At 33.2% G+C, this 23,403-nt stretch carries 25 protein-coding genes and 1 pseudogene; 4 read left to right on the forward strand and 22 right to left on the reverse strand.

What is annotated here, in order from left to right; all coding sequences use genetic code 11:
- Nucleotides 1-191: 191 nt before the first annotated feature.
- The gene (locus tag BHY08_RS09600) at nucleotides 192-1,109 is read left to right on the forward strand and encodes an ISL3 family transposase (RefSeq protein WP_169817680.1); all 918 of its coding nucleotides are present in this window, start codon (nucleotides 192-194) and stop codon (nucleotides 1,107-1,109) included.
- 208 nt (nucleotides 1,110-1,317) lie between these two features.
- Here BHY08_RS09600 and BHY08_RS09605 read toward each other — a convergent pair whose 3' ends face one another.
- The 15 genes and pseudogenes from BHY08_RS09605 to BHY08_RS09665 all read right to left on the reverse strand — a co-directional run bounded on the left by BHY08_RS09605 (nucleotide 1,318) and on the right by BHY08_RS09665 (nucleotide 15,905).
- Complete coding sequence (locus BHY08_RS09605) at nucleotides 1,318-1,947, reverse strand: WxL domain-containing protein (protein ID WP_071457649.1); 630 nt, start codon at nucleotides 1,945-1,947, stop codon at nucleotides 1,318-1,320.
- A 25-nt stretch (nucleotides 1,948-1,972) separates the two neighbouring features.
- On the reverse strand, nucleotides 1,973-2,620 hold the full coding sequence (locus tag BHY08_RS09610) for a WxL domain-containing protein (protein ID WP_071457650.1): 648 nt from the start codon (nucleotides 2,618-2,620) through the stop codon (nucleotides 1,973-1,975).
- 21 nt (nucleotides 2,621-2,641) lie between these two features.
- A complete protein-coding gene (locus tag BHY08_RS09615; protein WP_071457651.1) occupies nucleotides 2,642-3,394 on the reverse strand; it encodes a WxL domain-containing protein in 753 nt (250 codons plus the stop codon).
- A gap of 29 nt (nucleotides 3,395-3,423) precedes the next feature.
- On the reverse strand, nucleotides 3,424-4,251 hold the full coding sequence (locus BHY08_RS09620) for a WxL domain-containing protein (protein ID WP_071457652.1): 828 nt from the start codon (nucleotides 4,249-4,251) through the stop codon (nucleotides 3,424-3,426).
- 18 nt (nucleotides 4,252-4,269) lie between these two features.
- On the reverse strand, nucleotides 4,270-4,980 hold the full coding sequence (locus BHY08_RS09625; RefSeq protein WP_071457653.1) for a WxL domain-containing protein: 711 nt from the start codon (nucleotides 4,978-4,980) through the stop codon (nucleotides 4,270-4,272).
- Between the two features lies 1 nt (nucleotide 4,981).
- A complete protein-coding gene (locus BHY08_RS09630; RefSeq protein WP_071457654.1) occupies nucleotides 4,982-5,338 on the reverse strand; it encodes an LPXTG cell wall anchor domain-containing protein in 357 nt (118 codons plus the stop codon).
- A 30-nt stretch (nucleotides 5,339-5,368) separates the two neighbouring features.
- Nucleotides 5,369-8,791, reverse strand: a complete 3,423-nt coding sequence (locus BHY08_RS09635) for a WxL domain-containing protein (RefSeq protein ID WP_071457655.1) — start codon at nucleotides 8,789-8,791, stop codon at nucleotides 5,369-5,371.
- A 30-nt stretch (nucleotides 8,792-8,821) separates the two neighbouring features.
- Nucleotides 8,822-9,952 carry a WxLIP family cell surface protein gene (locus tag BHY08_RS09640; RefSeq protein WP_071457656.1) on the reverse strand — a complete coding sequence of 377 codons (1,131 nt, stop codon included), beginning with the start codon at nucleotides 9,950-9,952 and terminating at the stop codon, nucleotides 8,822-8,824.
- Nucleotides 9,953-9,993: 41 nt separating this feature from the next.
- On the reverse strand, nucleotides 9,994-10,737 hold the full coding sequence (locus BHY08_RS09645) for a WxL domain-containing protein (RefSeq protein ID WP_071457657.1): 744 nt from the start codon (nucleotides 10,735-10,737) through the stop codon (nucleotides 9,994-9,996).
- 15 nt (nucleotides 10,738-10,752) lie between these two features.
- On the reverse strand, nucleotides 10,753-11,880 hold the full coding sequence (locus BHY08_RS09650; RefSeq protein ID WP_071457658.1) for a WxLIP family cell surface protein: 1,128 nt from the start codon (nucleotides 11,878-11,880) through the stop codon (nucleotides 10,753-10,755).
- A gap of 190 nt (nucleotides 11,881-12,070) precedes the next feature.
- A pseudogene (locus BHY08_RS11285) lies at nucleotides 12,071-12,439 on the reverse strand (transposase); the annotation flags it as partial.
- 292 nt (nucleotides 12,440-12,731) lie between these two features.
- Entirely contained in the window at nucleotides 12,732-12,944 is a 213-nt protein-coding gene (locus BHY08_RS11050; protein ID WP_157093668.1) for a hypothetical protein, read from the reverse strand.
- A gap of 69 nt (nucleotides 12,945-13,013) precedes the next feature.
- Nucleotides 13,014-14,240 (reverse strand): dicarboxylate/amino acid:cation symporter, encoded by a 1,227-nt coding sequence (locus tag BHY08_RS09655; protein WP_071457659.1) that lies wholly within the window; start codon nucleotides 14,238-14,240, stop codon nucleotides 13,014-13,016.
- Between the two features lie 7 nt (nucleotides 14,241-14,247).
- On the reverse strand, nucleotides 14,248-14,982 hold the full coding sequence (locus BHY08_RS09660) for an aspartate/glutamate racemase family protein (RefSeq protein WP_071457660.1): 735 nt from the start codon (nucleotides 14,980-14,982) through the stop codon (nucleotides 14,248-14,250).
- Between the two features lie 5 nt (nucleotides 14,983-14,987).
- The gene (locus tag BHY08_RS09665; RefSeq protein ID WP_071457661.1) at nucleotides 14,988-15,905 is read right to left on the reverse strand and encodes an ABC transporter substrate-binding protein; all 918 of its coding nucleotides are present in this window, start codon (nucleotides 15,903-15,905) and stop codon (nucleotides 14,988-14,990) included.
- Between the two features lie 248 nt (nucleotides 15,906-16,153).
- On the opposite strand from BHY08_RS09665, the gene BHY08_RS09670 reads away from it, so the two are divergent.
- Nucleotides 16,154-16,681, forward strand: coding sequence for an AAA family ATPase (locus BHY08_RS09670; protein ID WP_169817681.1), 528 nt, complete (start codon nucleotides 16,154-16,156; stop codon nucleotides 16,679-16,681).
- Between the two features lie 17 nt (nucleotides 16,682-16,698).
- Here BHY08_RS09670 and BHY08_RS09675 read toward each other — a convergent pair whose 3' ends face one another.
- Nucleotides 16,699-17,217, reverse strand: a complete 519-nt coding sequence (locus tag BHY08_RS09675; RefSeq protein ID WP_071457663.1) for a DNA topology modulation protein — start codon at nucleotides 17,215-17,217, stop codon at nucleotides 16,699-16,701.
- 99 nt (nucleotides 17,218-17,316) lie between these two features.
- A complete protein-coding gene (locus BHY08_RS09680) occupies nucleotides 17,317-18,114 on the reverse strand; it encodes a DUF2785 domain-containing protein (RefSeq protein WP_071457664.1) in 798 nt (265 codons plus the stop codon).
- Between the two features lie 207 nt (nucleotides 18,115-18,321).
- Between BHY08_RS09680 and BHY08_RS09685 the strand changes: the two genes are divergently transcribed.
- Both BHY08_RS09685 and BHY08_RS09690 read left to right on the forward strand, forming a co-directional pair.
- Nucleotides 18,322-18,732, forward strand: a complete 411-nt coding sequence (locus tag BHY08_RS09685; RefSeq protein WP_071457665.1) for a helix-turn-helix domain-containing protein — start codon at nucleotides 18,322-18,324, stop codon at nucleotides 18,730-18,732.
- A gap of 148 nt (nucleotides 18,733-18,880) precedes the next feature.
- Nucleotides 18,881-19,327 carry an NUDIX domain-containing protein gene (locus BHY08_RS09690; RefSeq protein ID WP_084657254.1) on the forward strand — a complete coding sequence of 149 codons (447 nt, stop codon included), beginning with the start codon at nucleotides 18,881-18,883 and terminating at the stop codon, nucleotides 19,325-19,327.
- 266 nt (nucleotides 19,328-19,593) lie between these two features.
- Here the strand turns inward: BHY08_RS09690 and BHY08_RS09695 are convergent, their stop codons facing one another.
- The 5 genes from BHY08_RS09695 to leuC form a co-directional block, all read right to left on the reverse strand.
- Nucleotides 19,594-20,052 (reverse strand): GNAT family N-acetyltransferase, encoded by a 459-nt coding sequence (locus BHY08_RS09695; protein ID WP_071457666.1) that lies wholly within the window; start codon nucleotides 20,050-20,052, stop codon nucleotides 19,594-19,596.
- Nucleotides 20,045-20,350, reverse strand: coding sequence for a nucleoside triphosphate pyrophosphohydrolase family protein (locus tag BHY08_RS09700; RefSeq protein ID WP_071457667.1), 306 nt, complete (start codon nucleotides 20,348-20,350; stop codon nucleotides 20,045-20,047). The genes BHY08_RS09695 and BHY08_RS09700 overlap by 8 nt, the downstream gene beginning before the upstream one ends.
- A complete protein-coding gene (locus BHY08_RS10845) occupies nucleotides 20,350-21,279 on the reverse strand; it encodes a nucleotidyltransferase family protein (protein ID WP_084657256.1) in 930 nt (309 codons plus the stop codon). Before BHY08_RS10845 ends, BHY08_RS09700 begins: the two co-directional genes overlap by 1 nt.
- Nucleotides 21,280-21,450: 171 nt before the next feature.
- Complete coding sequence (gene leuD, locus BHY08_RS09710; RefSeq protein WP_071457668.1) at nucleotides 21,451-22,029, reverse strand: 3-isopropylmalate dehydratase small subunit; 579 nt, start codon at nucleotides 22,027-22,029, stop codon at nucleotides 21,451-21,453.
- Nucleotides 22,029-23,402: a 3-isopropylmalate dehydratase large subunit gene (leuC, locus tag BHY08_RS09715; RefSeq protein ID WP_071457669.1), complete on the reverse strand. Its 1,374-nt coding sequence runs from the start codon at nucleotides 23,400-23,402 to the stop codon at nucleotides 22,029-22,031. Before leuC ends, leuD begins: the two co-directional genes overlap by 1 nt.
- Nucleotide 23,403 lies beyond the last annotated feature (1 nt).

Below are 23,403 nucleotides of genomic sequence, written 5' to 3' on the forward strand. Positions count from 1 at the left end.
AGCCAGTACAGAAGAAGCTAACATTAATGGAAGAATACTTTAATTATTAAAGGGACTTATTCCCCCCTACCTTATGCTAGTAAAAATTGTAAACAAAATTGGACTACTCAATGCTCAATCGCTGAAAAAACTTGTCCTATTAGTAAGTTTATTACTTTGCAAGTTTAGAACTTTTAACTGAAAAAATATCGATGACGTTAATCGCTAAATTATGCCAAGTCTCCTTAACGACTGTTCTAAGGGTTCTTAAATCTGTTGAAACTCAATTACCACATCAACTTAAATCCCAGCGATTTCCTGATGTTCTAATGGTAGACGAATTCAAGTCACATGCTAGTAGAGAAGACAAGATGAGCTTTATTTGTGCCGATGGAAAAACAGGAGAATTAGTTGATATACTACCTAGTCGGACATTAAATAAACTGACTGTTTATTTTAATCGTATGCCTTTGGAGGAACAAAAAAAAGTAAAGTTTTTAGTCACTGATATGAATGCTGCTTATTTTCAATTGACTAAAACAGGCTTTCCAACTGCTAATATCATCATCGATCGATTCCATGTTATAAAGCATTTAAATACTGCTTTTAATGAATTTAGGGTACGGGAAATGAAAGTATTGATTCGCCAAAAGAAAAACTCAGAGGCTAATAAACTGAAATCAAATTGGAAATTCCTTTTAAAAAATCAACAAAATATCTCTATTTCTGAATTTAAAACCTGGAGAAGTTTCCCTTCTCCAAAGTACCCTATTTTAACGAAATCAATGATGATTGATCGACTACTCTCATTCTCTGCGAATCTAAAAGAGGCTTATGATATTTTCCAACTACTAACGTATCATTTTAGAAATAAAGACGGTCAATCATTTTTTGACCTGTTAAAAAACTTACCTAATAACTTAGATAAGCTATTTAAAGACAAATTAGAGAACTTACTTGCCTATGAAACAGGTATTCGTAATGCCCTTCTTTATGATTTTTCCAATGGAAAAATTGAAGCCAAGGATACTCATATAAAAACACTAAAACGAGTGTCATACGGATTCAAATCATTTCACAATATGAGAATAAGGATTTTATTGATAAACGGACTTATAAAAATAAAATAACTAAAAAAGATGATGATTGTGAGATTACTCTCACAATCATCATCTTACCGATTTAACTCATCAGTCCTATTTGATAAAGAGTTATATTTTTCATCCTTAAGACCTTATTTTAAAAACTAATTATTCAAACTCTTCATTCTAACATTTAAAGACAAAAATTATAAAATCCTCAATTATTCAAACTTTTCTGATAAAAAATCAAATAGTATTATGAGGCTCCTGCAGTCGTAGGCTTATCAGCTAATGTATATGTTAAATTTGCTGTATATGCATCTGCTAAATTACCCGCTGGTATTTTTAACTCTACTGAATCCATTGCGTAATTAAAAGTCCAACTACCATACCCAGTTCCTTTTGCTGCATCTGCTATGGTTACTGGGTCACCTCCACCATTAATGACTTGACCTTCAGAAACCCCATCAGAAAATGCTTTTTCCATACCGACAGATTTTGGTTGTATACTGCTCGTATCTCCAATTGTTGTCGTTGTAGGCGTAACATTAGGATAAAATAACTGTGTTCCTTTTATAACTTTACTAGAATCAGAATTAACAAAATCCCCTAATTGAGCTGTTAAAGACCACCCTGGCGCATTTCCACTGATTTCTTGAATGTTAATTTTTAAATTAGTACTTGATGTGGTGACAAGATCATTTGCAGTAATTGTTGATGTTCTAAAAGATAAATCATCAGCAACAATAGTTAATGATTCTTTTGGAGAAACTAAATTAAAAGATGCTGTATTAGTCGAAGAAGCGGATTCTGCTGCTAAAATTGGCATTTGAAAACCTACAGCCGATACAGACAAAAAGCTCATTATTATCATTTTTTTTCTCATTATTCTCCCCCCTCTTCATCGCTTTTTATGTTGCACTTGGTCCATCTGTTAATGTATATGTCAAATTTGCTGAGTAAGCGCCCGCAAAGTTACCAGATGGTACTTTTAACTCAATTGAATTATCTAATGCATATGTTGCTGTCCATTGACCATTACCTTTTTCGTTTGCTGCATTTATTAACACTTGTGAACTTGGTGTAGATGAAGCTGATAATAATACACCTTTTACATTTGGATCGGTAAATGAAATATCAGATGAATTAGTAACCGATACTGGTTTTCTAATATCTGAATTAACAGCACCTTCCACAGTTGAAAAATTTGCCGATGGGTAGAACATTTGAACACCTGATAACTTCTTATTATCTGTACTTGTAAACTCACCTAAGCTAACCGATAATCTCCATCCAGGAGCAGATCCTCGTAAATCTGTAATTTGGATAGTTGAAGCTTCTGTTGTTTTAAAAATTAAATCATCAAGTGTAATGCTTTTACTTCCAAAATTTAAATTTGAAGCTTGTGTAATAGATAATAAATTAGCCCCAGGAGATTCATCTTGAGTTAGAATTACAGATGCCTTTTTAGACTCACCTATTTCTGCAGCAAATGCTTCTTTATCATTTAAAAACATCACACTCAAAATAAGTACGTTAAATAAAAGTAACTTTTTCATAAGAAACCCCCATCACTTTTATCATTGAGCTGGACTATCTACTAATTGCCAAGTCAACTTAGCAGTGTAGTTTGTGTTTGCTGAGATATTATTTGTAGGTGCAGAAAAAGTAATATTTGAATTATCAACTTCACTTGCTGGTTTATCGAAAGCCGCAATCCATGTACCGCGTCCATTTCCAGCCTCAGCAGACATCATTTTAGATACACTTGCACTACCTGAGCTTAGAACCAACTCTGATGGCACAGTAGCTGGATTATCATCAGTTCCCTGTGCATTTATATCGTTACTAGTTCTTGCTACACCATTTTTAAACGTGATACTTGCTCCTTTAATAACATCTTCTGTAGTTCCACCTGATTCTGGAAGAAAATCACCTAGTTTCACATTTAAATCCCATCCGGCTCCTGTTCCTCGTAAATCAGAAATTTGAAAAAAGCGTGTGCTTTCATCTTTAACATTAGCAGTAACTGTTTTACTTGTAATTGAAATATCGTCACCAAAATTCAAATTAGATAGATAATTTATTTGTAATGGCCCTGTTTGTGAAATTTCATTACCATTATCAGCTGGTTGAATAGGACCTGGTTTAGATGGATCTTTTGGATCTGTAGGGTTTACAGGCTTAACAGGTTCAGTTCCTGCTACTGCTTTTAGAGTTGCGTTAGAATCAACCTCTGCCGTAGGTGCAGCTAAACTTACATTCGTTCCAACAGTACTAATTAATACACTTCCTAAAAAAATTGTACTTAATAAACTTAATTGCTTTTTCATAATTTTTCCCCTTTTAATTTAATTATTTTTTATTGAGCGTTTGTAGCTCGTGGAGTATCCGTCAAGTTCCATGTTAAATCAGCTTTATATACACCAGCGTAGTTATTCCCAGGAACTGTTAACTGAATGGGTGCCTTTGCTACTACTGTATCATCTGATAACGTTAATTCTCTTGAGTGATAGCGAGCTTCCCACATTCCCATACCTTCTCCTTGGTTTGAGGCGGCCATCAGTACTTTAGAACTTGTATCGCCAGCAGTTAAAATTTGTGCAGATACTTTAGGATCTTTATTCTCAACTCCGACAGCATCTTTATTTGTAATTGCATTTACCTGTGGGAAGGATAAAGTTGCTCCTTTTAATGTTTGAGCGGTCGCACCTGATGCTACGTTTTGTTGAATAAAGTCGCCTAATGTTAAAGTTAAAGTCCAACCGGCACCAGTTCCTCTCGTGTCAATAACACTATATCCAGGAACATAGGTATTTGCATCTGAAGGTACTTCAGGTAAATTGCCATTTTCTCCCGTTATATTTGAAATAGGTGACACTTCTCCTGTTGCATTATCCTTACGTAAATACAAAGCATCTCTAGTAACTTTACTTGATGATAAAGGTATAGCATCAAAATAAAGATCTGTAGCACTACTAATTCCTAATGATCCTACTACAGGAACAATAGGACCAGTTGGTGGATAAGGGTCTATAGGGTTAGCATCTCCCCCAGAACCTTCTGTAATTTCAACATTTGCTGATCTTTCTCTATTTAAGTCATTATCGGCCGCGTATGATATTTTTTCTGCTGCTAAAACTATGCCTGTTGTTAATATTAGGCTAGTTATAATTTTATTCTTTTTCATTTTTTACTCTCCTTTTAATTATTGAGCTTCAGAAGCTCCAGGATTATCATTTAATACCCATGTAACAGTACCAGAATAGTCCCCTGTTTTATTACCAGAAGGAACATTAAGTTGAACATCCGTTACAGTACCATTTGGATCTTCAGCGGTACTATTATACCAACTAATCCACGTTCCTAAACCGTTACCTTTTGCTGCCGTAAAAATCGGTGCTAATGAAGAATTCAATGTTCCTTCATCTCCGTATGCTTGAGTTGTTGGTGCTAATTCAGGAGATACATTTTGTGAGCCAGCTTCAACCTTTCCGGCCGTCATTGATATGTAAGCTCCTTTAAGTTCTTCATTATTTGCATTTACCAACGGACTTTGTTTAATTTGTAAATTCCAACCCGCTCCAGTTCCTCGTGTATCTGTAACTTGTATATTTCGTTTTGCAGAAGAATTTGTACCATCATTTTTTAATGAAATCTGTTGAGTTCTTCCGCTTAATTTCATGTCTTCAAAATTAAACACAATCACATTGTCAATAGATAAAGGCCCTTGTTGACCGGTTTCTCCTCCCGGTTTGTTCCCATTTTCCGGAGGCGTTACATCTGTTCCTTCTGTAACAGTTATCGTTGCATCCGAAGTCACTGACTTATCGTCATTAACAGTTGTTGCTGCTCTAACGCTCAATCCCAAACCAAGTGTTACTGAACTTACTAAAAGACCGCTTATTATTTTTTTCATTTTATACTCTCTCCTTATGTTTATTATTTTTATTTTTAATCATACTCTGCAGTTCTTTACTGAAGAATATGATGATAAAAATCAACCCCAATAACATCAAACCTATTCCTACACTTTCACCCGTAGAAGGTAATTTGCTGGATATAGAAGATCCAGATGATCCAGATGATGGTAAAAGTGGCTTAACCCCTCCACCATCTTTCTGAATGTTTTTATTAGAAAACCCAATTGTTGCTTTTGATTCTGCTTTAGAACTGTAAGTATAACTTTCAGAATTCTTACTTTCGATTGCACAACTTTTTTGACCGAATAGCAATAAAGATATAACTAAAAAACAAGTAACTATGATTTTTTTCATTACTCCTCCTCCTTAATTCTCTTACTATAACTACTGATCAGGTGAACTTACAAGTGACCAGTTAATCGTAGTTGAATAGGAAGAGTTTACTTTAGCTGTTCCTTTCGGAACTTTTAGAGTTACTTTTGTTGGATCCCATTGATAAGTTGTAATTTGCTTTCCGAGACTATCTCTATCCAAATTTTTAGCACTGAACATTGTACTACTCATTCCAGCACTAATCTCAACAGTGGAAGACGTCATTTTTGCGTCAGAACCCGTAGTAGGTATTACACCTTCAACTAAAGAATTTCTAATTTCGCCTTTTGGAATAGTAATCGTTGCACCTTTTAATTGATTTGTCCCATCAGTAAACTCATGCTCCTGAGAAACTTTTACTGACCAACCATTCTCCTCAGTACGATCATCCGATACCTGTATCCACTGTTTAGATAAATCTGCACCTGACATGTTTTTATTATCTTTAGCGCTATATATAGTTGTTCCTGGATTGTATTTAACAGTTCCAAAGCTAATGTTACTTGGTGCATAATCCATACGTAACGCACCTACTTGATTTGTTCCCCCATTTTCTGACCCATTTGGTGGCGTAGTGCCTTCTTGTGGATTATCAGGATCCACTGGATTAGTAGGTCCTAAGTTACCGATAGTTATTTTAACAGTTTTATTTAGTCCCCCCGCTACACCTGAATCTGTCGAAGATACACTTATTTTTAAATCGTATTCTCCAGCTTTTTTTACAACACTACTAAAATCAAATTGAATTTTATCAGTTAAATCATTATATTTACCATCGGTTATGACGTAAGCTGATGCATTAACTCTATTTTTTATTAATGTTTGGAATTCATCGTTTGTTAAATCCATAATATCTGTACTGGTTAAAGTAACATCATCTCCATTTATGCCACTGGTTGATTCTAGAATATGTAATTTTGTAACATAATTTTTAGAATTACCAGCATTATCTTGTGCTTTAATTTCTATCTCATGTACACCAACTGTATTCATATACTCCGATAGTGTCTCTGTGGGTGTGATATACTCTACAGATGGTGAACCTGAAGGATTAGTATCAGTTAGCTTAACAACAAATTCATTAACATCTGGAACAGGAGAACCTTTCATAAAATATAAATCCTTTAATTCAGCTTCTGGAGGAGTAGTATCTGATACAACAGCTTCTGTAGTTGCCGATTTACCATCTTTAAATGCATATGCTTGAATTGTATTACCAGCAACAAAAGGAACATCTGTTTCAGTAGGTACTGTAAATTCAAAATAGCCTGTTTCATCTGCGATAACTGTATAAGTCTCTCCACTAGAGCCATCCAAATTTATCGACGGATTAGGAATATTATTATTAGATTTTGGGAAAGAACTATATCCACCCTCAACTACGGTGTCTGTTAAACGTACATAAGCCCCCGCCGTGGCAGTACCTGTTATTTTTTTCGAATCCGTGCTAGCTGGATTGTCAGTGGGTTTATTATCTATCATTACATCAACATCTGGAATAAAATCGAATCTTAATTTTTGAAAACCAGTGTTTGTACCAGTATTAAAATTTGCTTTAAAATTCTCCGCAGTTCCTGGTGTAGTCGATGATCCTGACAAGCTAGATCTATTTATGTTCACACCCTGATATGGTATAGACATTGCAAACATGGGATTCCAATCATAGTCAGGATTTTGACTATTTAACACCGAACTTGATCGGTTCCAAGCTTTCACCCTTTGCACATCAATAGAAAAATTTCCGTTCATATTAATCAATGCTGAATTAGCTGGTGGACTATTTGTGAATCCAAACTCTACGAGTTTAGCATCTGAAAACTGAAAGACTGAGTTGGTACCAACGTTGAAGAGATATCTTGCTTGATCTGCTGATAATACAAAAGTACCTAAACGATTCACTTTAAAGTTGGCATAGTTACCTACATTCATTACATCAGCAGACCATGAGTTTCTATTTGTTGAATTTATATTAAAAGTTGCGTTCTCACCTACATTAAATTGAGTGCCTTGATTCGCATTTCCTGATCCTAGGCTTAGGATATTATTATTATATCCCTTAGTAGTTAAATCCACTGTACTATTATTACCAATATTAAAGGAAGCACCACCTCCTAGGTTTATAACAGGGTTATTACCAGATCCAGAACTAGTAAAATTGGTTTTCAAACTGCTACCTTCATCTACATTAAATGTTGAACCCGATGCGGCCAAACTAACAGCCGTTGCCCCATTACTTACATCCTGCACATTCATTTCAATTGAGCTATTATTCTTCATATTGAAACTACCACTTGCATTGAAATGGATAAGACCATTATTCCCAGTATGTGAATTCTTATTGACAGTTAACTTTGCTCCATCAGACATATTGAAAGTTGATCCTGCAGATTGAAACCACAGCAACCCTGCGTAGTTCCTATTTCCATTTCCTGGATCTGTATAGGTATAATTAATTTCAGAATTTTTATTCATTATAAAATTACTGGTATTTCTTGTGCTTATTGCATAACCTTGATATCCTTCCCCGCTACCATTAGACGAAGATGCTCCAATGATATTTACTTTAGCATTCTCATAAAAAACGATATTTCCATTAGATGTAAGGTCAATATTTATACCATTACCAGTTTGTAAAGTGACATTAGAATCTGCGAAAAATTCTAAATTAGAGGATTCAAAGTTTTGCTGATCTACAGTCTGAGCAGTCACATTAGTTGTCCCATCAATTGGTGACCGATAAACTAAATTAGCTGCACTGTTAGGACCATTGTTAGTAAATCTATTTTGAAAATCACCTGATATTTGAACAGGAAGATTTTGTGAACTAATTATTTGACTTCCATAATCATTTAAATTATGAAACTTTAAAATAGACGTATTCGCTGTTGGTCTGAAAAAACCATAGTAGTTACCATGATATGAATTCAAATTTTGGATAACTATTTCCCTATTAGCGCCATCTAAATTACTTAAATTAGTCCCAAAATCAACTAACATATTATTGCCTTCAAAGACAATTTTTCTATTTGCAGCTCCATTACTGCTTAACGAAGTTACTCTAAAGGATGCCATAAAACTTATCACTTCAATATTATTATTAGTTATGGCTCTATTTAATTCTTCAGTATTTCTAACTAAAGCAATTTTATTTTTATCAACTGAGCGTATATCTACCTCTATAGATTTATATGCTGAAGTGACACCTCCTTTAGGCAGATGTGGATATGTATACTGCTCTAAATATTGATCAACAGTCATATCTGCTGGATAGTCTTCAGAAGGCGTCATATCATTTTGTAAATTACCTTCAGGAGTAACAAATCCTCGTCCTTGTGGTTGCATTGAGCTATTTTCAGCTGCACGAACATTGCTACCCATACTTATTACTAAGATTAAACTAAAGAGAATAGATACAAAATACTTATAATGCTTCATTACCTCACCTACTTTTTTATACTTACACTATTATGTTTTATGTTTCCTTGTTTTCGATTTTTTATTTTTCTTCATTTTTTTGTTTCTTTTCTTAATTTTAGATTGATTTAGCTTCCATTTGTAGATGGTATATATAACTATACAAAAAATTATTATTAAAAAAAGACAGACTATCACGATAATATTGAACCAATTTTTTTCAACTTTTGGATCATTTATAGCATTTTCATTCAACTGGCGTGCTGTCGTTTTTGTTATTGTGAAGTCCTTCTCCCAATCCCACTTTTGTGTTTGCCATTTTGAATCAGATGTTCTTACATTCATCTTCATTGTATACTCACCAGGAATTAATTGCTTTTCTCCCAAATAAACCGGAAATTTAAAAGTGGAATTCGGTGCCATAATCATTTCTTTTTGTTCATTTTTATAAAGAGTATCATTTGAATTTTTCTTGACGATTTCAGCACTAACATCCAATTTAGATACCACAGCTGCAACTTCATTACGAATTTCTGATACTATCACTTTTTGATAATTTTTTAATTCTGCATTAACATCAATCAATTCCAACGCTGGTTTTTCTACCTCTTTGTTTACTGTGAGTTTAATTGCTAATGCATAACTATATTTATTGTTAATAGTAATACCTTTTTTATTTTCTTTAGCATTTTCTTGACCTAATTTTTCAAAATACCAAGAACCTAAAATGACACCATCTTCAGCACCTTTCGGTACAACAATATTAGCACTAACTACCTTTTCATCATTAGGCGGAATAGTTATTTTTACATCTGAACTAGTTATCTGCACTATATCTGACAAAGGATATATTAATGTTTTGTCTGGATTTTTATTTTCTGAGGTATAATTAATATCACCACTATCATTGGTCGATGCCGAAAATATTTGTGACTTAACTGTGATTTCTTCTTTTGTAGGATTTATGATTTTTGCTTCTATTTTTTTCTTTTCTCCAGGTACAACCCGTATATCATAAAATGAATTGGTTTCATCTATTTCATTACCTGGAGAAATTTTCTGTATGCTGTATCCTATCCCAGAATTTTTAGCTGTATCAGTTGCCAAAACTTCAAATTTATTAAAAAAAAGGATAAATAAAACTGATATGACCAATGTAGCTTTTCTTTTTGCACAAAACATAATACTCACCCTTCATCCAATTTCCTTAATCCGATTTAAAACTAAGAACTAACACCTGCAGATAATGTCCAATTGATTGTTGAACTATAATTCCCTATGGCTCCAAAACCGGCTGGGATACTTAATTTTTCATTACCTACTTCCCACGAATATACTGTGGTACCTTTTCCAATAACTGGATTACTTTCAGTTGGTGCGCCAACACTTAATAGTGTACTTGACGTTAATCCTATTTCATACATCCCTTTGAATGGATCGTTTTCTGTTGAAATAGAATTGATTACTATATTTTGATCTGCAGCTGTTGGTGTGTCTGATAGTGAATTTCTTGCTACCCCCATCGGAATCAGCAATCTACTACCATCTATTGTTTTATTACCGTCTGAAAACTCAGTTCTTTTTACAGTTACTTGCCAACCATTAGCTAAACCTCTGTTATCTGTTAATTGAATGAAATGTAATCCTTTTGATTCACTAGAACTTGATGGAATTCCGTTGTATACACCTCCTTTATAATCAAGCACTTGCGTTCCAAAATTCATATTACCTGGAACAACATCAAGTGAAAGAGGTCCTACTCCACCAGTTTCCTTATTTCCTTCTTCATCGGGAAAAGATGGAGAAGCACTGTCCTTAGATGGATCATTTGGATCCTTTGGACTTGTTGTTCCACTATCCTCTATAAAATCAATTGATGCAGTCCCTAAAGTATCAGCTAATCCTAAAGTAGGAAATCCTCCTCCTATTAAAATTATAGACCCAAACAAAATTAAATTCTTTTTCATTTTAAATTCCCTTCCTCACTTTTTTTTGTTCTTTTTTTTATTCTTTTTTTTGTTCTTTTTTTTATTTGATTGCACTTTTCTTTTTCTATTAGCTTTTCTTTTTTTTCTAACTAACAAAAGAATCGCCATTATAAGAATTACAACAACTATTATAATTATTATATATAACAAATATGGAGGGGCTACTTCCTCTAAGTCCACCGCCTCTTTGTTGATTTTATCACTTTCTTCCGCAGTAATAGTAAAATCTTCGGTAAATTTCCATTCTTTTTTTCCAGAAGTGGCCACAAGATTTAATGTATATTCACCCGGCTCTAACCGTTGGTTACCCCACATAATAGGAAAATCAAAATTCGAATTAGGTGCCATCTCCAAATTTTCTTTCTTTTCAGACTTTAGAACTTCAGTTTGTCCTTTTTTCATTACTTTAGCATCTACAGTCATTTTTCCAAACATAGTAGGTTCAATATTTTGAAGGTTAGCTGTTACTGCAGTTCTATAAGAAACCAAAGCAGGTTTAATATTATTTAACACTAATTCAGGAGAAATAGTCTCTTCACTTTCTCTTAACATCACAGCTTTTACTAACTGAAATTTATTAACTATTTTAACTCCTTGACTAGAATTGTCTTTGACACTAGAATCTGCATCTGGGATTTCCACTAAAAACCCACCTAAAACAGTTCCTTTAAATGTTTCATTTGGTACTTCTAATTGAAAATTAACTTCTTTACTTTCTCCTGGCGGAACTTCCACAACCTGTTTCTCGCCTACCATACTAGTAAAAGGATGTTTTAGAGTTTTATCATATTTATAATTTTTTTCTTGAATTGAATAATCAACAACTCCATTTTGATTAGTGATGGCATTAGTTGGTACCACTTGATATTTTCCGATTTTATCTCCTGTGTTAGTGACAACAACTGTTAATGTTTGTTTTTGTCCAGGAGTTACTAGTAAATCATAATATGTTAATGATTTATCAATTTGATTTTCTACGGGTTTAATAGAAACAGTATAGTTTAAATTATCTTCTTCAGCATATACTTTTACTAAATTGAAATTTAAAATATTAACTAGTAAAATAACTAATAATAAGATGTTTTTAACTTTTAAAATTGGATTTATTAATCTATTTTCCATAACTACTCCCTTGATTTTTTATATTTTTATTTAATTTTACCATCAAAAATACTCACTATAAATGAAAATAACTAATCTCTAACCATTTGCTACGAATTATCATACTAAAGGATTTAATGATTAATCATACTAAATATAATTATAGGTATATTTTTTGAAAAAATCAATGTTTTTTTTTAACTTTCATTTATCAAATCAAACTATGCAGAATATCGTTGTCTATATAACTCAAAAATACTTCCAATAGTGTTTTATAGTTTAATGATTTTCTAGGGAGGTTATTTCTTTTAGAAACGACAGATTAGACAAAAGGTTCTTCAACTTCGTTGAGATCCATTTTTTTAGGTAATCCATCTTTACGTAACAACCCATTAAAGTGTTCAATTAAGACCTTTTGTGAGGGTGTTCCTTGATCGACAGAATAAATATCAGTGCCATTTAGATTGCTGTTTGATTTCCAATTAGAAAATTCTCTACCACAATCGAAGGTGATTGACTTCAATAGACAGCATAGTAAATTTTTAGACCAATTATTTAAACTATTTTCGATGTCTATTGCTCATCTATAGTAAGATGTGTATAGTCCATTTGTGATCACTCATCTTGTTTTCTCTGGTTGGAAAGACAATTTGAGTTTATTACAAATGATTTTTTTAGTTACCTAGCTTAATTTTACAATTGGTGATTAAAAAAGATTATCAAATATATTTTTAACAAACAAGTCAATATATTTATGCATCATCCTTTTCATTTAATTATTTCATAGAACACATAAAAAAGATAATATTGTATTACAGGGTGAAGATAAACTAGTTATTCATTAACAATAATTGGAGTATCTTCACTCTGATTTATTCAAATAAAGATTCACTGCTACTATAACCATCAAAATCCATCATTTGATGACAGCTATTTCTTCGTTCTATCTGTCTAGCATTCTCATTATGGAAATTATCTCTTCTTTCCTCTTTTTGATTCCAAGAGGTAGTATCTTCTTGATATTGATAATGTTGCATGGCATTTTCGTACACTATGCTACCTGTAAACAAAGTTACTATTGACACTGTTATTATAGTAAGTACTTTTTTGTTATTCGTTTTTATATCTCCTTTTATGAAAAACTTCTTACAACTTTAATCATTAAAAACATTCTTATCAAATTCATCTAATTTATTGCTAACAATAATGGATGAATACACATTCCCCATCACATTTAATGGAGCGCGTGTTAATGAGTAAAAATAATCTAATCCCGCAAAAACTGCTACTCCCTCAACTGGTATTCCAATCATTTGGAACACAATGGCCATTGAGACAATCCCACCGCCAGGAACACCTGGATTACCAAATGATGCGACGATGGCAAATACACCTAGTAAAATTAATTTTGATGTAGTAAATTCTATATCAAAAATAGATGCACAGGCAACTGCTGATAAAATATTGGAAATTGGGGCACCATTTGTATTCAAAGCATTTCCAAGTGGCAGCACAAAATCAGAAATTCTTTCCTTAACGCCCATTTTATTTGGTACTTCATTCAAAGCAACTGGCAAAGTGACTGCTGAGGATGTTGTCGTAAATGCCATTAATATAATGCTTGAACTATTTTTTAATAATTGGACAATATTTAATTTATATCTCACTGACATATATAATGTGTATACTGCAAAAAAGATAATATCTACAATACTTACTAATAATAATATTTGCCCTAGTGAAGCAAGAGCACTAACACCACTCGTTCCAATAACCCCTGCAATCATAGCCGAAATACCGATTGGAGCATAGATCATAACGATAGTCACGATTTGCATAATAACTTTTCTTAATCCTAATGTAAATTCATACACACTATTAACTGCTGGGTTATTCTCTTTCAATACATTAACTGAAATTCCAAACAATGCGGCAAATATAATAATTTGAACAATCGTACCATTTGCTAGAGCTGCAACTGCATTATCTGGGATAAAATTTACCAGTGTTTCTTGAATACTCTCGCTTCCTGCTGCACCTTCATAAGCACCTTTTCCAGGAACAGTAATATTTAATACTGGTGGAAAAAATTTTGCGACAATAACTGATAAAACAGCGGATAATGATGTGCTCACGAAAAATACACCTAATGTTTTAAAGCCAACTGATTTTAATTCTTGCAAAGGCAATGAGGCACTTGCTTCTACTATTGAACAAAAAATAAGAAGTGGCACACACATCTTCACTGAACGTAAGAAAATATCACCTAAAAACTGGATATTGGCTGTGCTCTCGCCAAAAGCAAAACCAATGAGTATCCCAATAATCGATCCAGCGACAATACGCATAGATAGGCTTGAATTTTTTATTTTTTCTAACATCTTTTCGTTACTCCCCTTCTTTACCAACAAAATAATTAACTAATGGTTGTGGCGGTTGATTGAATTTTCTTATCTTACTTTGAGACAATCCACTTTCAACAAATAAAATGGCTAATTTAACAGATACAGCGACCGGATCAATTACTGGTATATTAAATTTGTCACTCAACATTTGAGCATACGGTGCAAATCTCGCCCCGCCTAATACAACAACTTCTGCACCATCTTCATGAATTAATTTATCAACGGTATATTCAAGAGACGCTTTCGTCGTGTCTGTCGTTTCAACAATATCTGTATTCATTTCAATTCCACGGACAGAAGCTAAACGAGACTCTATCCCAAACAAACGAGTTAAATCTTCTTGATAAGGGATATTTTGATTGAATACTGTCAAAACAGAGTAACGATGTCCAAGCATTGGGGCAATCATTTGTGACGCCTCAGCTATTGGAATAACTGGAATAGACAACGCTTCTTTTAGTGCAAACATGCCAAAATTCCCAAATCCTGCCAACACGACAGCATCTGGTTTAACCTCATCAATTTCTTTTAATATTTCGCGAACAAATGACCATACTGATTGATAATCTCCAAAAACTGAATCAATATGTTTTGACCCTAAAGGATTGGTAAATGGAATGAGTTCAACAGATGAATATCTGATATCTCGTCGTGCTGATGCCATCAATACATCTGTTAATTCTTTATTACTATTTGGATTAGCTACCATTATTTTCATAATATCTACATACCTCCTTGTTTTTTTATTGCTTCAAAAGGTTTGTTATCAACCAACTGGTTATAAGAAATGGGTTTATCAATTAAATCTCCTAACACTAAATCGGCTTGCCATGTTTCTAATTCACGTTCTTCAATTTTAATGCTAGGGGTCCACATGCCTTGTTTGATAAATGTATCAATCGTGTTAACCCCTTCATCAACAGACATATGTGGCCAAAACCTTTCAATAATCGGACGACATACTTCCCCACCATTTTCCAATAAATAGGTCGTTCCCTTTTGCAATCCCGCAACAAATCGATTGAATTTATCTTGGTCTTTTGCGATCGTTTCAGGTAATGTGTAGTAAACACTCCAAGGAATTTTTTCATCTTTTTCCGTCAAGTTTTTATAGAAATATCCTTTACCTCTTGCAATCATTGAGTGTGCAACATCAGGTTGTAAGACGATAAAATCACCAAATCCCCCTTCAAATAACTCACATAACATAGAGGTGGAAAAATCATGAACAAAACGAATGGTTTCTACATTCGCCCCACCTTTTTTAGCACTTCCTAATGCTGCGACATAATGACTCGCACCATCACCACCAGATACTAATACGCGTTTATTTTCCATAGCCGTCCATGAAAAAGAGTCAACTTTTTCTCTCGATACGATAAACAATGGGCATTTTGATGCAATCTTTGCGACAGAGACATAATTTTTTATATGGTTGTGATACATAATAGGAACCCAAATACCACCTAAAAGAACATCAGCCTCTGCTTTGTTAATATCATCTAATCCATCTACCCAAGGAGTTGGAGTGTAACTTGTTACATCTACACCCTCCTCTTTAAAAAAACCACATTCTTGCGCTAAATACTGTGGCATATAGTTCATTGAGACACCCGTTGCCGTGATTTTAAACTCGTTCATTGCCTTATCCCTCTTTCAAAAATCACAAACCTCTTCGTGATAGCGTTTTCCAAATTATAATCCTTCCAGTAACAAAATACTATGTGCAAAACAATCATTTATCATACCTTTTTTGTTCAAACTAACTGATTGACTTATCCCCTAATCATACATAGATAGATTAACAAGTTTAGTTTTATTCATCATTTGTACTTGATCCGTCTACCATGATATATTTAACAAAACAAATTGAATGGAGATTAATTCTTATGATTATATGGATAAACGGGGCATTTGGCGCAGGTAAAACAACAGTGGCGACTGAATTAGTTAAACAGATTCAGCCTTCTTTTTTGTATGATCCAGAAAATATTGGTGACCTTTTTCGTTCAAATTTGCCGATTAGTATGCAAAAAAGTGATTTTCAGTATTATCCGGAATGGCGCCAGTGGAATGTTCATCTACTTAAAAAAATTTATCAAGAATACGAGGGGGATATTATTGTGCCCATGACAATTTACAAAACAGAAGCTGTTTCTGAAATTCTTGGAAAGTTACGTGAAGAAAATATACCAGTCTGTCATATTCAACTTGATGTATCAAAAGAAACCATTATTTCAAGACTCCAAGAACGTCCTAAATCACTAATTGAATGGGGCGAGAGTAAAGTGGATGAGATACTTGAAGCGTTTAAGTCTGTGCCACAACATGAAAAGATTAATAATAGTGATACTTCACTTGATACAGTCATTAAGGAAATAATTGAAAAGACAATTTATATAAAAAATAACCTATAGCGACTATTCACTGTAGGTTATTCTTGTACATATTCCATTCTTTTTAAAAACTGTTTCACTTCTTTTCTGCTAGATAGTGTGACTAACACTTGTGATTTATTCAGCTGATTCATTTGTTCTTCTATCAATGGCTCGTGGTTTTTAGGGAAGTGCCATATCCATTTTATAAATTCTATATCTATTTTTTCAGGACAATCCTCTTGCATATCAGGTCTAGTTGTTCCACGATATTTAATCACTCGCTTCAAAACTTGATACAAACAAACTAATCTTGCTTTCTTCAAATAAATAATAGTATCTGCCTGTTTCATTCTGATGTCTAACGTACTACTATAGTTTCCATCAATAATCCAAGAATCTTTCTCCACGATATCTGATAGAATAGTTTGTTGCTCATGCTTTGTACTCATCTCCCAATGAGGTTTCCAAAACAATTTATCTAAGTGATATAGCTTAATTGATAATTTATCTTCTAATTGGCGACCAAGTGTACTTTTACCGGTACCAGGTGAGCCGATAATCATTATTTTTTTCATGAAAAACCTCCTTGGTAGTGTCATATTGTGATTGACTGATGCAGCTGTTTCTAATTATAGTAAAATTTAATCAATTGTCTACGTTCCTTAAAATAAATACTAATACTCTTTTAAGTAACCCAAAAGAACTTGTTCCAAATTTTTAGTTAAACATTCCTCTGTTAAACAATGAAAATAAATATAGGCTAAAATATTTTTAAATGTTGCTAATCGGTAAAAATCGGCATTTATTTCTAATGGAAAATTAAATTGATGTATCCAACTTATCATGAGTTCATCTGATATTTTATGATGTTTAATTCCTACAAAGATAGCATGAGCTATACGTTTTTCCTCTTCATCTAAAAATGGTTTTTCTATATTATCTAGTACATAACTTACTGTCTCTAAGACCTCTTTAGATAAACATTCTTCAAATAAGTAATGTTGTACTACTTTACTAAGATAATCCCCACCATGAGCAAAAGCATGTACCCATCCATATATTTCTGAATAGCCAGTCTTATCTATTTCCTTTTGTAAATAAATAATAGCTGTATTAAAAAAATATTCTCTTTCGTCATGTGTTAATAGATTATGGTAAGGTGATTTTAAATCACCATCGGATTGAATAATGAATCCATTTAAAAGTGCGGTAAAACTTCTTGTCAGTGTAGATGGTAATTGTTCTTCTATACGATAAAATATTAAATGTTCCTCAATTGTCTTATCTTTGATATGGATAAACTGTTTATCGGTAAACATTCCTTCTACTATTCCATTTGCCAAAGTATTAAACACGATATCATCACGAATACTAGCATCTGTATTTCCGATATTATCCATTAACCAATATATCTCTTCATCCGCATACACATCGTTTTCTGACTGAATTTTTGTTAATAATTTCTCTTTCATTTATGGTCTACCTCTTTATTTCGAAATGATATATCCTAGTATTGTTCATTTTAGTTTACCTACTTAATTTTGTAAATCATAGTCATTAATATAGTACTTTTTTTGAAAATACATTATAATACATACTAGTGGATAAATTGAGTTCTATGTTTCAAATACATTGTTTTTACATTATATATAAAACATTAAAAAAGAAAGTGAGATTACATGAATTTAGGAAATATTATTACAAGTAAACGTATTGAGAAACAGTTAACACAAGAACAATTAGCGAAACAAATGGGTGTTGAAAAAGATACCATTGCTGAGTGGGAAGATGATAAAGAGTATCCTGATATGGATTCTTTAATTGTCTTAGCAAAATTATTGGATATTTCTCTTGATTCACTCTTTTTAACTAATAATTCTACTTTATTGACTGCTATTATGAAAAAATCAAATCGAAAAACGCTCCAACTTGCTACTCTTATCAGTCTAATAACGCTAAGTATCTTACTAGCTATTTTGCTTTTCTCACTATTAAAGGATGAATCTAAATTGATTGTGTCCATTTTGATTATCATCGGTGAATTAGTAAACCTTAGTGCATTGGCTCATTATATAAAAAAATTATCTTAGATTACTAACCACTGAATAGAATACTATTTGGTGGTTTAACTATAGGAGGAAATATCTTGGAAGAACATTTTACTATCTATAATGCCCAACAACAACCTACTAAAAAAACTGGTGTCAGAAGCATCCCTTTAAAAAAGGAGAGTATCGTATGGTTGTAACGGTATTATTATTCAACCATCAAAATGAATTATTAATTCAACAACGTTCTTCTAACAAAAATTCATTCCCTAACCTATGGGATTTTTCTGCAAGTGGACAAGTCCTAGCAGATGAGCCTGTTTTTAAAGGAGCTGAGCGAGAATTACATGAAGAATTAGGTATATCAATCAATTTAGCAGATACACCTTCAAGATTTGTTTGTTCTTTTGAAGAAGGATGGGACCATTATTTTTTTATTCAACAAGATATAGACATGTCACAACTTAAATTGCAAAAAGAAGAAGTTCAACACGTTGCCTTCGTTACTCAATCTGAGTTTAATCAGCTAGTAGAATCAGGAGACTTTATTCCTTATCTTTTTAACCCTATGATTTTTGATTTATTTTATCAAACAAGTGAACACAAAAAAACATTAAAAATGATCACTCATCCCTAATGTTTTTCATTGATTGTATTAACGCAACCGCTGTGATCGTCGAAGTGAATAACAACACCACAAACTTCAGCCAGATATTATCCTCTCTTAGTAAACCTTGTACTTGTAATGGTAAGCTCAATGCATACATAATAATCCATAAAACATTCCAAAACTTTTTCATCACCCACTCCTTTCATAAACCTAGCGTTAGAAATAAATACTTTCCTAATATTATACTTTAAATAAATTAAAAAACATAGATTTTTCAGATTACATAACAACTGTCATATTTTTTGAATCAGTACTAAACAGGGGTTCCATTCGTCCCAGAGAGTGGGGAAAACTTCTAATTCGCAAAATCCCACCGATTCATAAAAGTTACTAGTCGCATCATACTGAGGACAGTGTCCTTTTGCAACAGTCTTCACTTGTAAATAGTCATATTGCTCACAACAAATCTCTTTTATTTTCTCCATCAACATTCGACCTATCCCCTGATGATGGTATTCTTTTTTTACTCCCATACAATAAATTTCGACTGTTTTCAAACTCGTTTCTTTTAAACTGATAAACCCAACTACCTCGCTATTTTTTGATGCGACATATAACGGATATTCCATACCAAAATCAACGTATTCTTGTATTGCTTCAGGCATTCCAAACCATTCAGGTAGATCGTTTAAAATATCTTTTATAACCAATTTTTTCTTAACCTGATTTGATTCTAAATAAATTTTAATCATCTAACTCGTTTGGCTCCTTTATTAGATATTTAGTACCATTTGATTTATATACTCTATTCTCATTTATATCCATTTTTTTGAGCATTTCCGTTTCTAAATCTACTCCTAAAATCTCTGATATACCTAATAAATAAATTGCAACATCAGCTAGCTCTTCACCTATGTTTTCATTTTTTTTAAATGCATTGAACGCTTCAGAAACTTCGCCATAAAGTAATAAAAACTCTGTTTCAACATTTGCAACGTTAAAACCATGCTTTACTTTATTTTCATATACTCTTTTTTGATACTGTTTCATTATTTCTCCATCTTTGCCAAAATAATACTCAATCTCGAGTATTTCTCATTCCACTTTTTCGTTTTTTGTCGTTCATTATATAACTTAATTCTTTCTCTATCACTCATAATATATGAGGTTGGAGAGACAACAAAATGTTCTATGTCCTCTAATCCATATGGGCAAAATACGTCAATCTCTCCTTTGTTAATTCGAAGTGCAATAGATGTACATTTTTCTGGATAATGATACACTGCATCTCTACTACTCTTATAAACTGATGTATTTGAATTATGAATGTGCATATAAACTTGATTCTTCACTTCCCAGTTAAAGTCTGGGTATTTCTTCATTAATTCATCTTGTATCTCTTGATTTTTTTCATACGGAATATCCTTATCGTAGAAAGCCACATCAATATCCGTCGTAACATCTAACTCGTTTGATTTTGATAAAACATTCCAGAGATAATTTCTTACAGTACCTGCGACTATCCAAGCGTCTTGTAATGATAAATCATCAATTATTTTAAGTAACCTCATAAAATCAGGTTGTTCTTTAACTAACTTTTTTACCTTTTCACGCGTCAGTTTGGCTCTATCTATTTTTTCAAAAACATATGATTTAGCTGTTTCTGAATAAACTGTCTCACCTATCTTTGCAAATCCTAATTTTTCATAAAAAGCGTGATTTTTCAAAGAATAATCAGGTGTCTCAACCACCCACTCATTTGATCCATACATCTGCTCAATTATTTTCCACACACATGTACCAATTCCTTGTTGATGATACTCTGACACGATACAAAAATAGGCCACTTCCCTTCTATAGAAATCTATACTGATACACCCTATCTTTTTTTCGTCCTGACAAATCATAAAACTAGTTAAATTCTCTGCTTTAATGATTTTTCGTGCTAATAATCCATCATCATATCCTGGTGGGGCCACCTACTGCGTTTTCACCAAAATAATATTGTGTGTCTGAATCAAAAGACCTAATCAATATCTCTGTAATGACCTTTTCATCCTTTTCTGTCACTTGTTCAAGTTGTACATCCATCTCTTTTCTCCTTTACCCACCAAAAAAGCGAGTAAATGTCTCCACTTACTCACTAATCATTAAATACCGTGTGCTTTTTCATAAGCCAAAATTTGATCTTTATAAGCCATTGTTTCATCAATTTCATCTAAACCGCTAATTAATTTATCACGCCATTTTTTATCAATGTCAAAGTGAATAGATTCATCTTCTACTTTGATTAATTGATTGTCCAACTCAATTTTAATTGTATCAGTTGCTTTTACTTTTGCAATTTTTTCTCGTTCTTCTTTTGGTAAGATAATTGGTAGTAGTCCATTGTTAATAGAATTCATGTAGAAAATATCACTGTATCCACCCGCAATAATCACACGAAATCCGTAATCATCTAAGGCCCATACCGCGTGTTCACGAGATGATCCACACCCAAAGTTATCACCTGTTAATAAAATCGTTGCATTTTTATATTCTTCATTATTTAGAATAAAGTCAGGGTTTTCATCACGATTATCTAAATAACGCCATTCATCAAATAAAAACTGACCAAATCCTGTTTTTTCGATTCGTTTTAAAAAGTTTTTCGGAATAATTTGGTCTGTATCAATATTATCATTTAATATCGGTACAATATATCCCTCGTAATGATTGATTGCTTCCATTATGCCATCTCCTCTCTAATATCAACAAAGTGACCATTGATTGCAGCTGTAGCCGCCATTGCTGGACTGCAAAGATGTGTTCTCGCACCTTTCCCTTGTCGTCCTTCAAAATTTCTGTTAGATGTTGAAGCACAATGCACACCGGTTGGAACTTGGTCAGGATTCATTCCCAAACACATAGAACATCCCGGTTCACGCCACTCAAATCCAGCTTCTTCAAATATTTTATCCAAACCCATTTTTTCGGCTGCTTTTTTCACTGGACGTGAGCCTGGAACGACAATCCCAGTAATCCCATCATGAATTTTTTTACCTTTGACAATTTTTGCCGCTTCCTCCAAATCAGACAAGCGACCATTTGTACATGAGCCGATAAACACATAACCAAGCTCGATATCTTTAGCATAGCCACCTGGTTTTAGGTCCATATAATCGTAGGCTCTTGTGTCATTTTCATCTTTGATTTCTGGGAAAGATTCGTCAACAGATACACACATACCTGGATTAGTTCCCCAACTTACTTGAGGGGCAATGTCTTTGGCATCAATTTCAATAATTCTGTCAAAACATGAATCATCATCTGTTTTTAATGTCCGCCATTCTTCAACAGCTTGATCCCAATTTTTGGGTGCAAACTCACGACCCTTTAAATAGTCCAATGTTGTATCATCAGGCGCGACCATTCCCATTTTCGCACCACCTTCAATGGACATGTTACAAATACTCATACGTTCTTCCATTGTTAATCCTTCAATCGTTGAACCATAATATTCCACTGCGTATCCAGTACCAAAGTCTACCCCGTATTTTGAAATCAAATACAAAATAATATCTTTGGCATAAACACCTTTTTGCAAATCACCAGTAATTTTAACACCCATATTTTTAGGTTTTGTTTGCCATAATGTTTGTGTCGCAAATACATGCTCTACTTCACTTGTCCCAATACCAAACGCAATCGCACCAAATGCTCCGTGAGTCGCTGTATGAGAGTCCCCACAAACAATGGTTTTACCAGGTTGTGTCACACCAATTTCTGGTCCAATCATGTGAACAATCCCTTGTTTGTCATGTCCATTACCGAATAATGACACATTAAACTCTGCACAATTTTTTTCAAGTGCTTCAATTTGTTTTTTCGCAACTAAATCAGAAATATTGTAAATGTCTTTTGTCGGAACATTATGATCCATTGTTCCAAATGTTAAATCTGGACGTCTAAGTGGACGATTAGCAAGTCTCAATCCTTCAAAGGCTTGAGGTGACGTCACTTCATGAATCAAGTGAAGGTCAATGTATAATAATTGAGGTTCACCAGGGTTTCCTGCAACGACATGCTTGTTCCATACTTTATCAAATAGTGTTGTTTTCATA

The organism is Vagococcus teuberi (genome assembly GCF_001870205.1).
Lineage (GTDB): Bacteria > Bacillota > Bacilli > Lactobacillales > Vagococcaceae > Vagococcus > Vagococcus teuberi.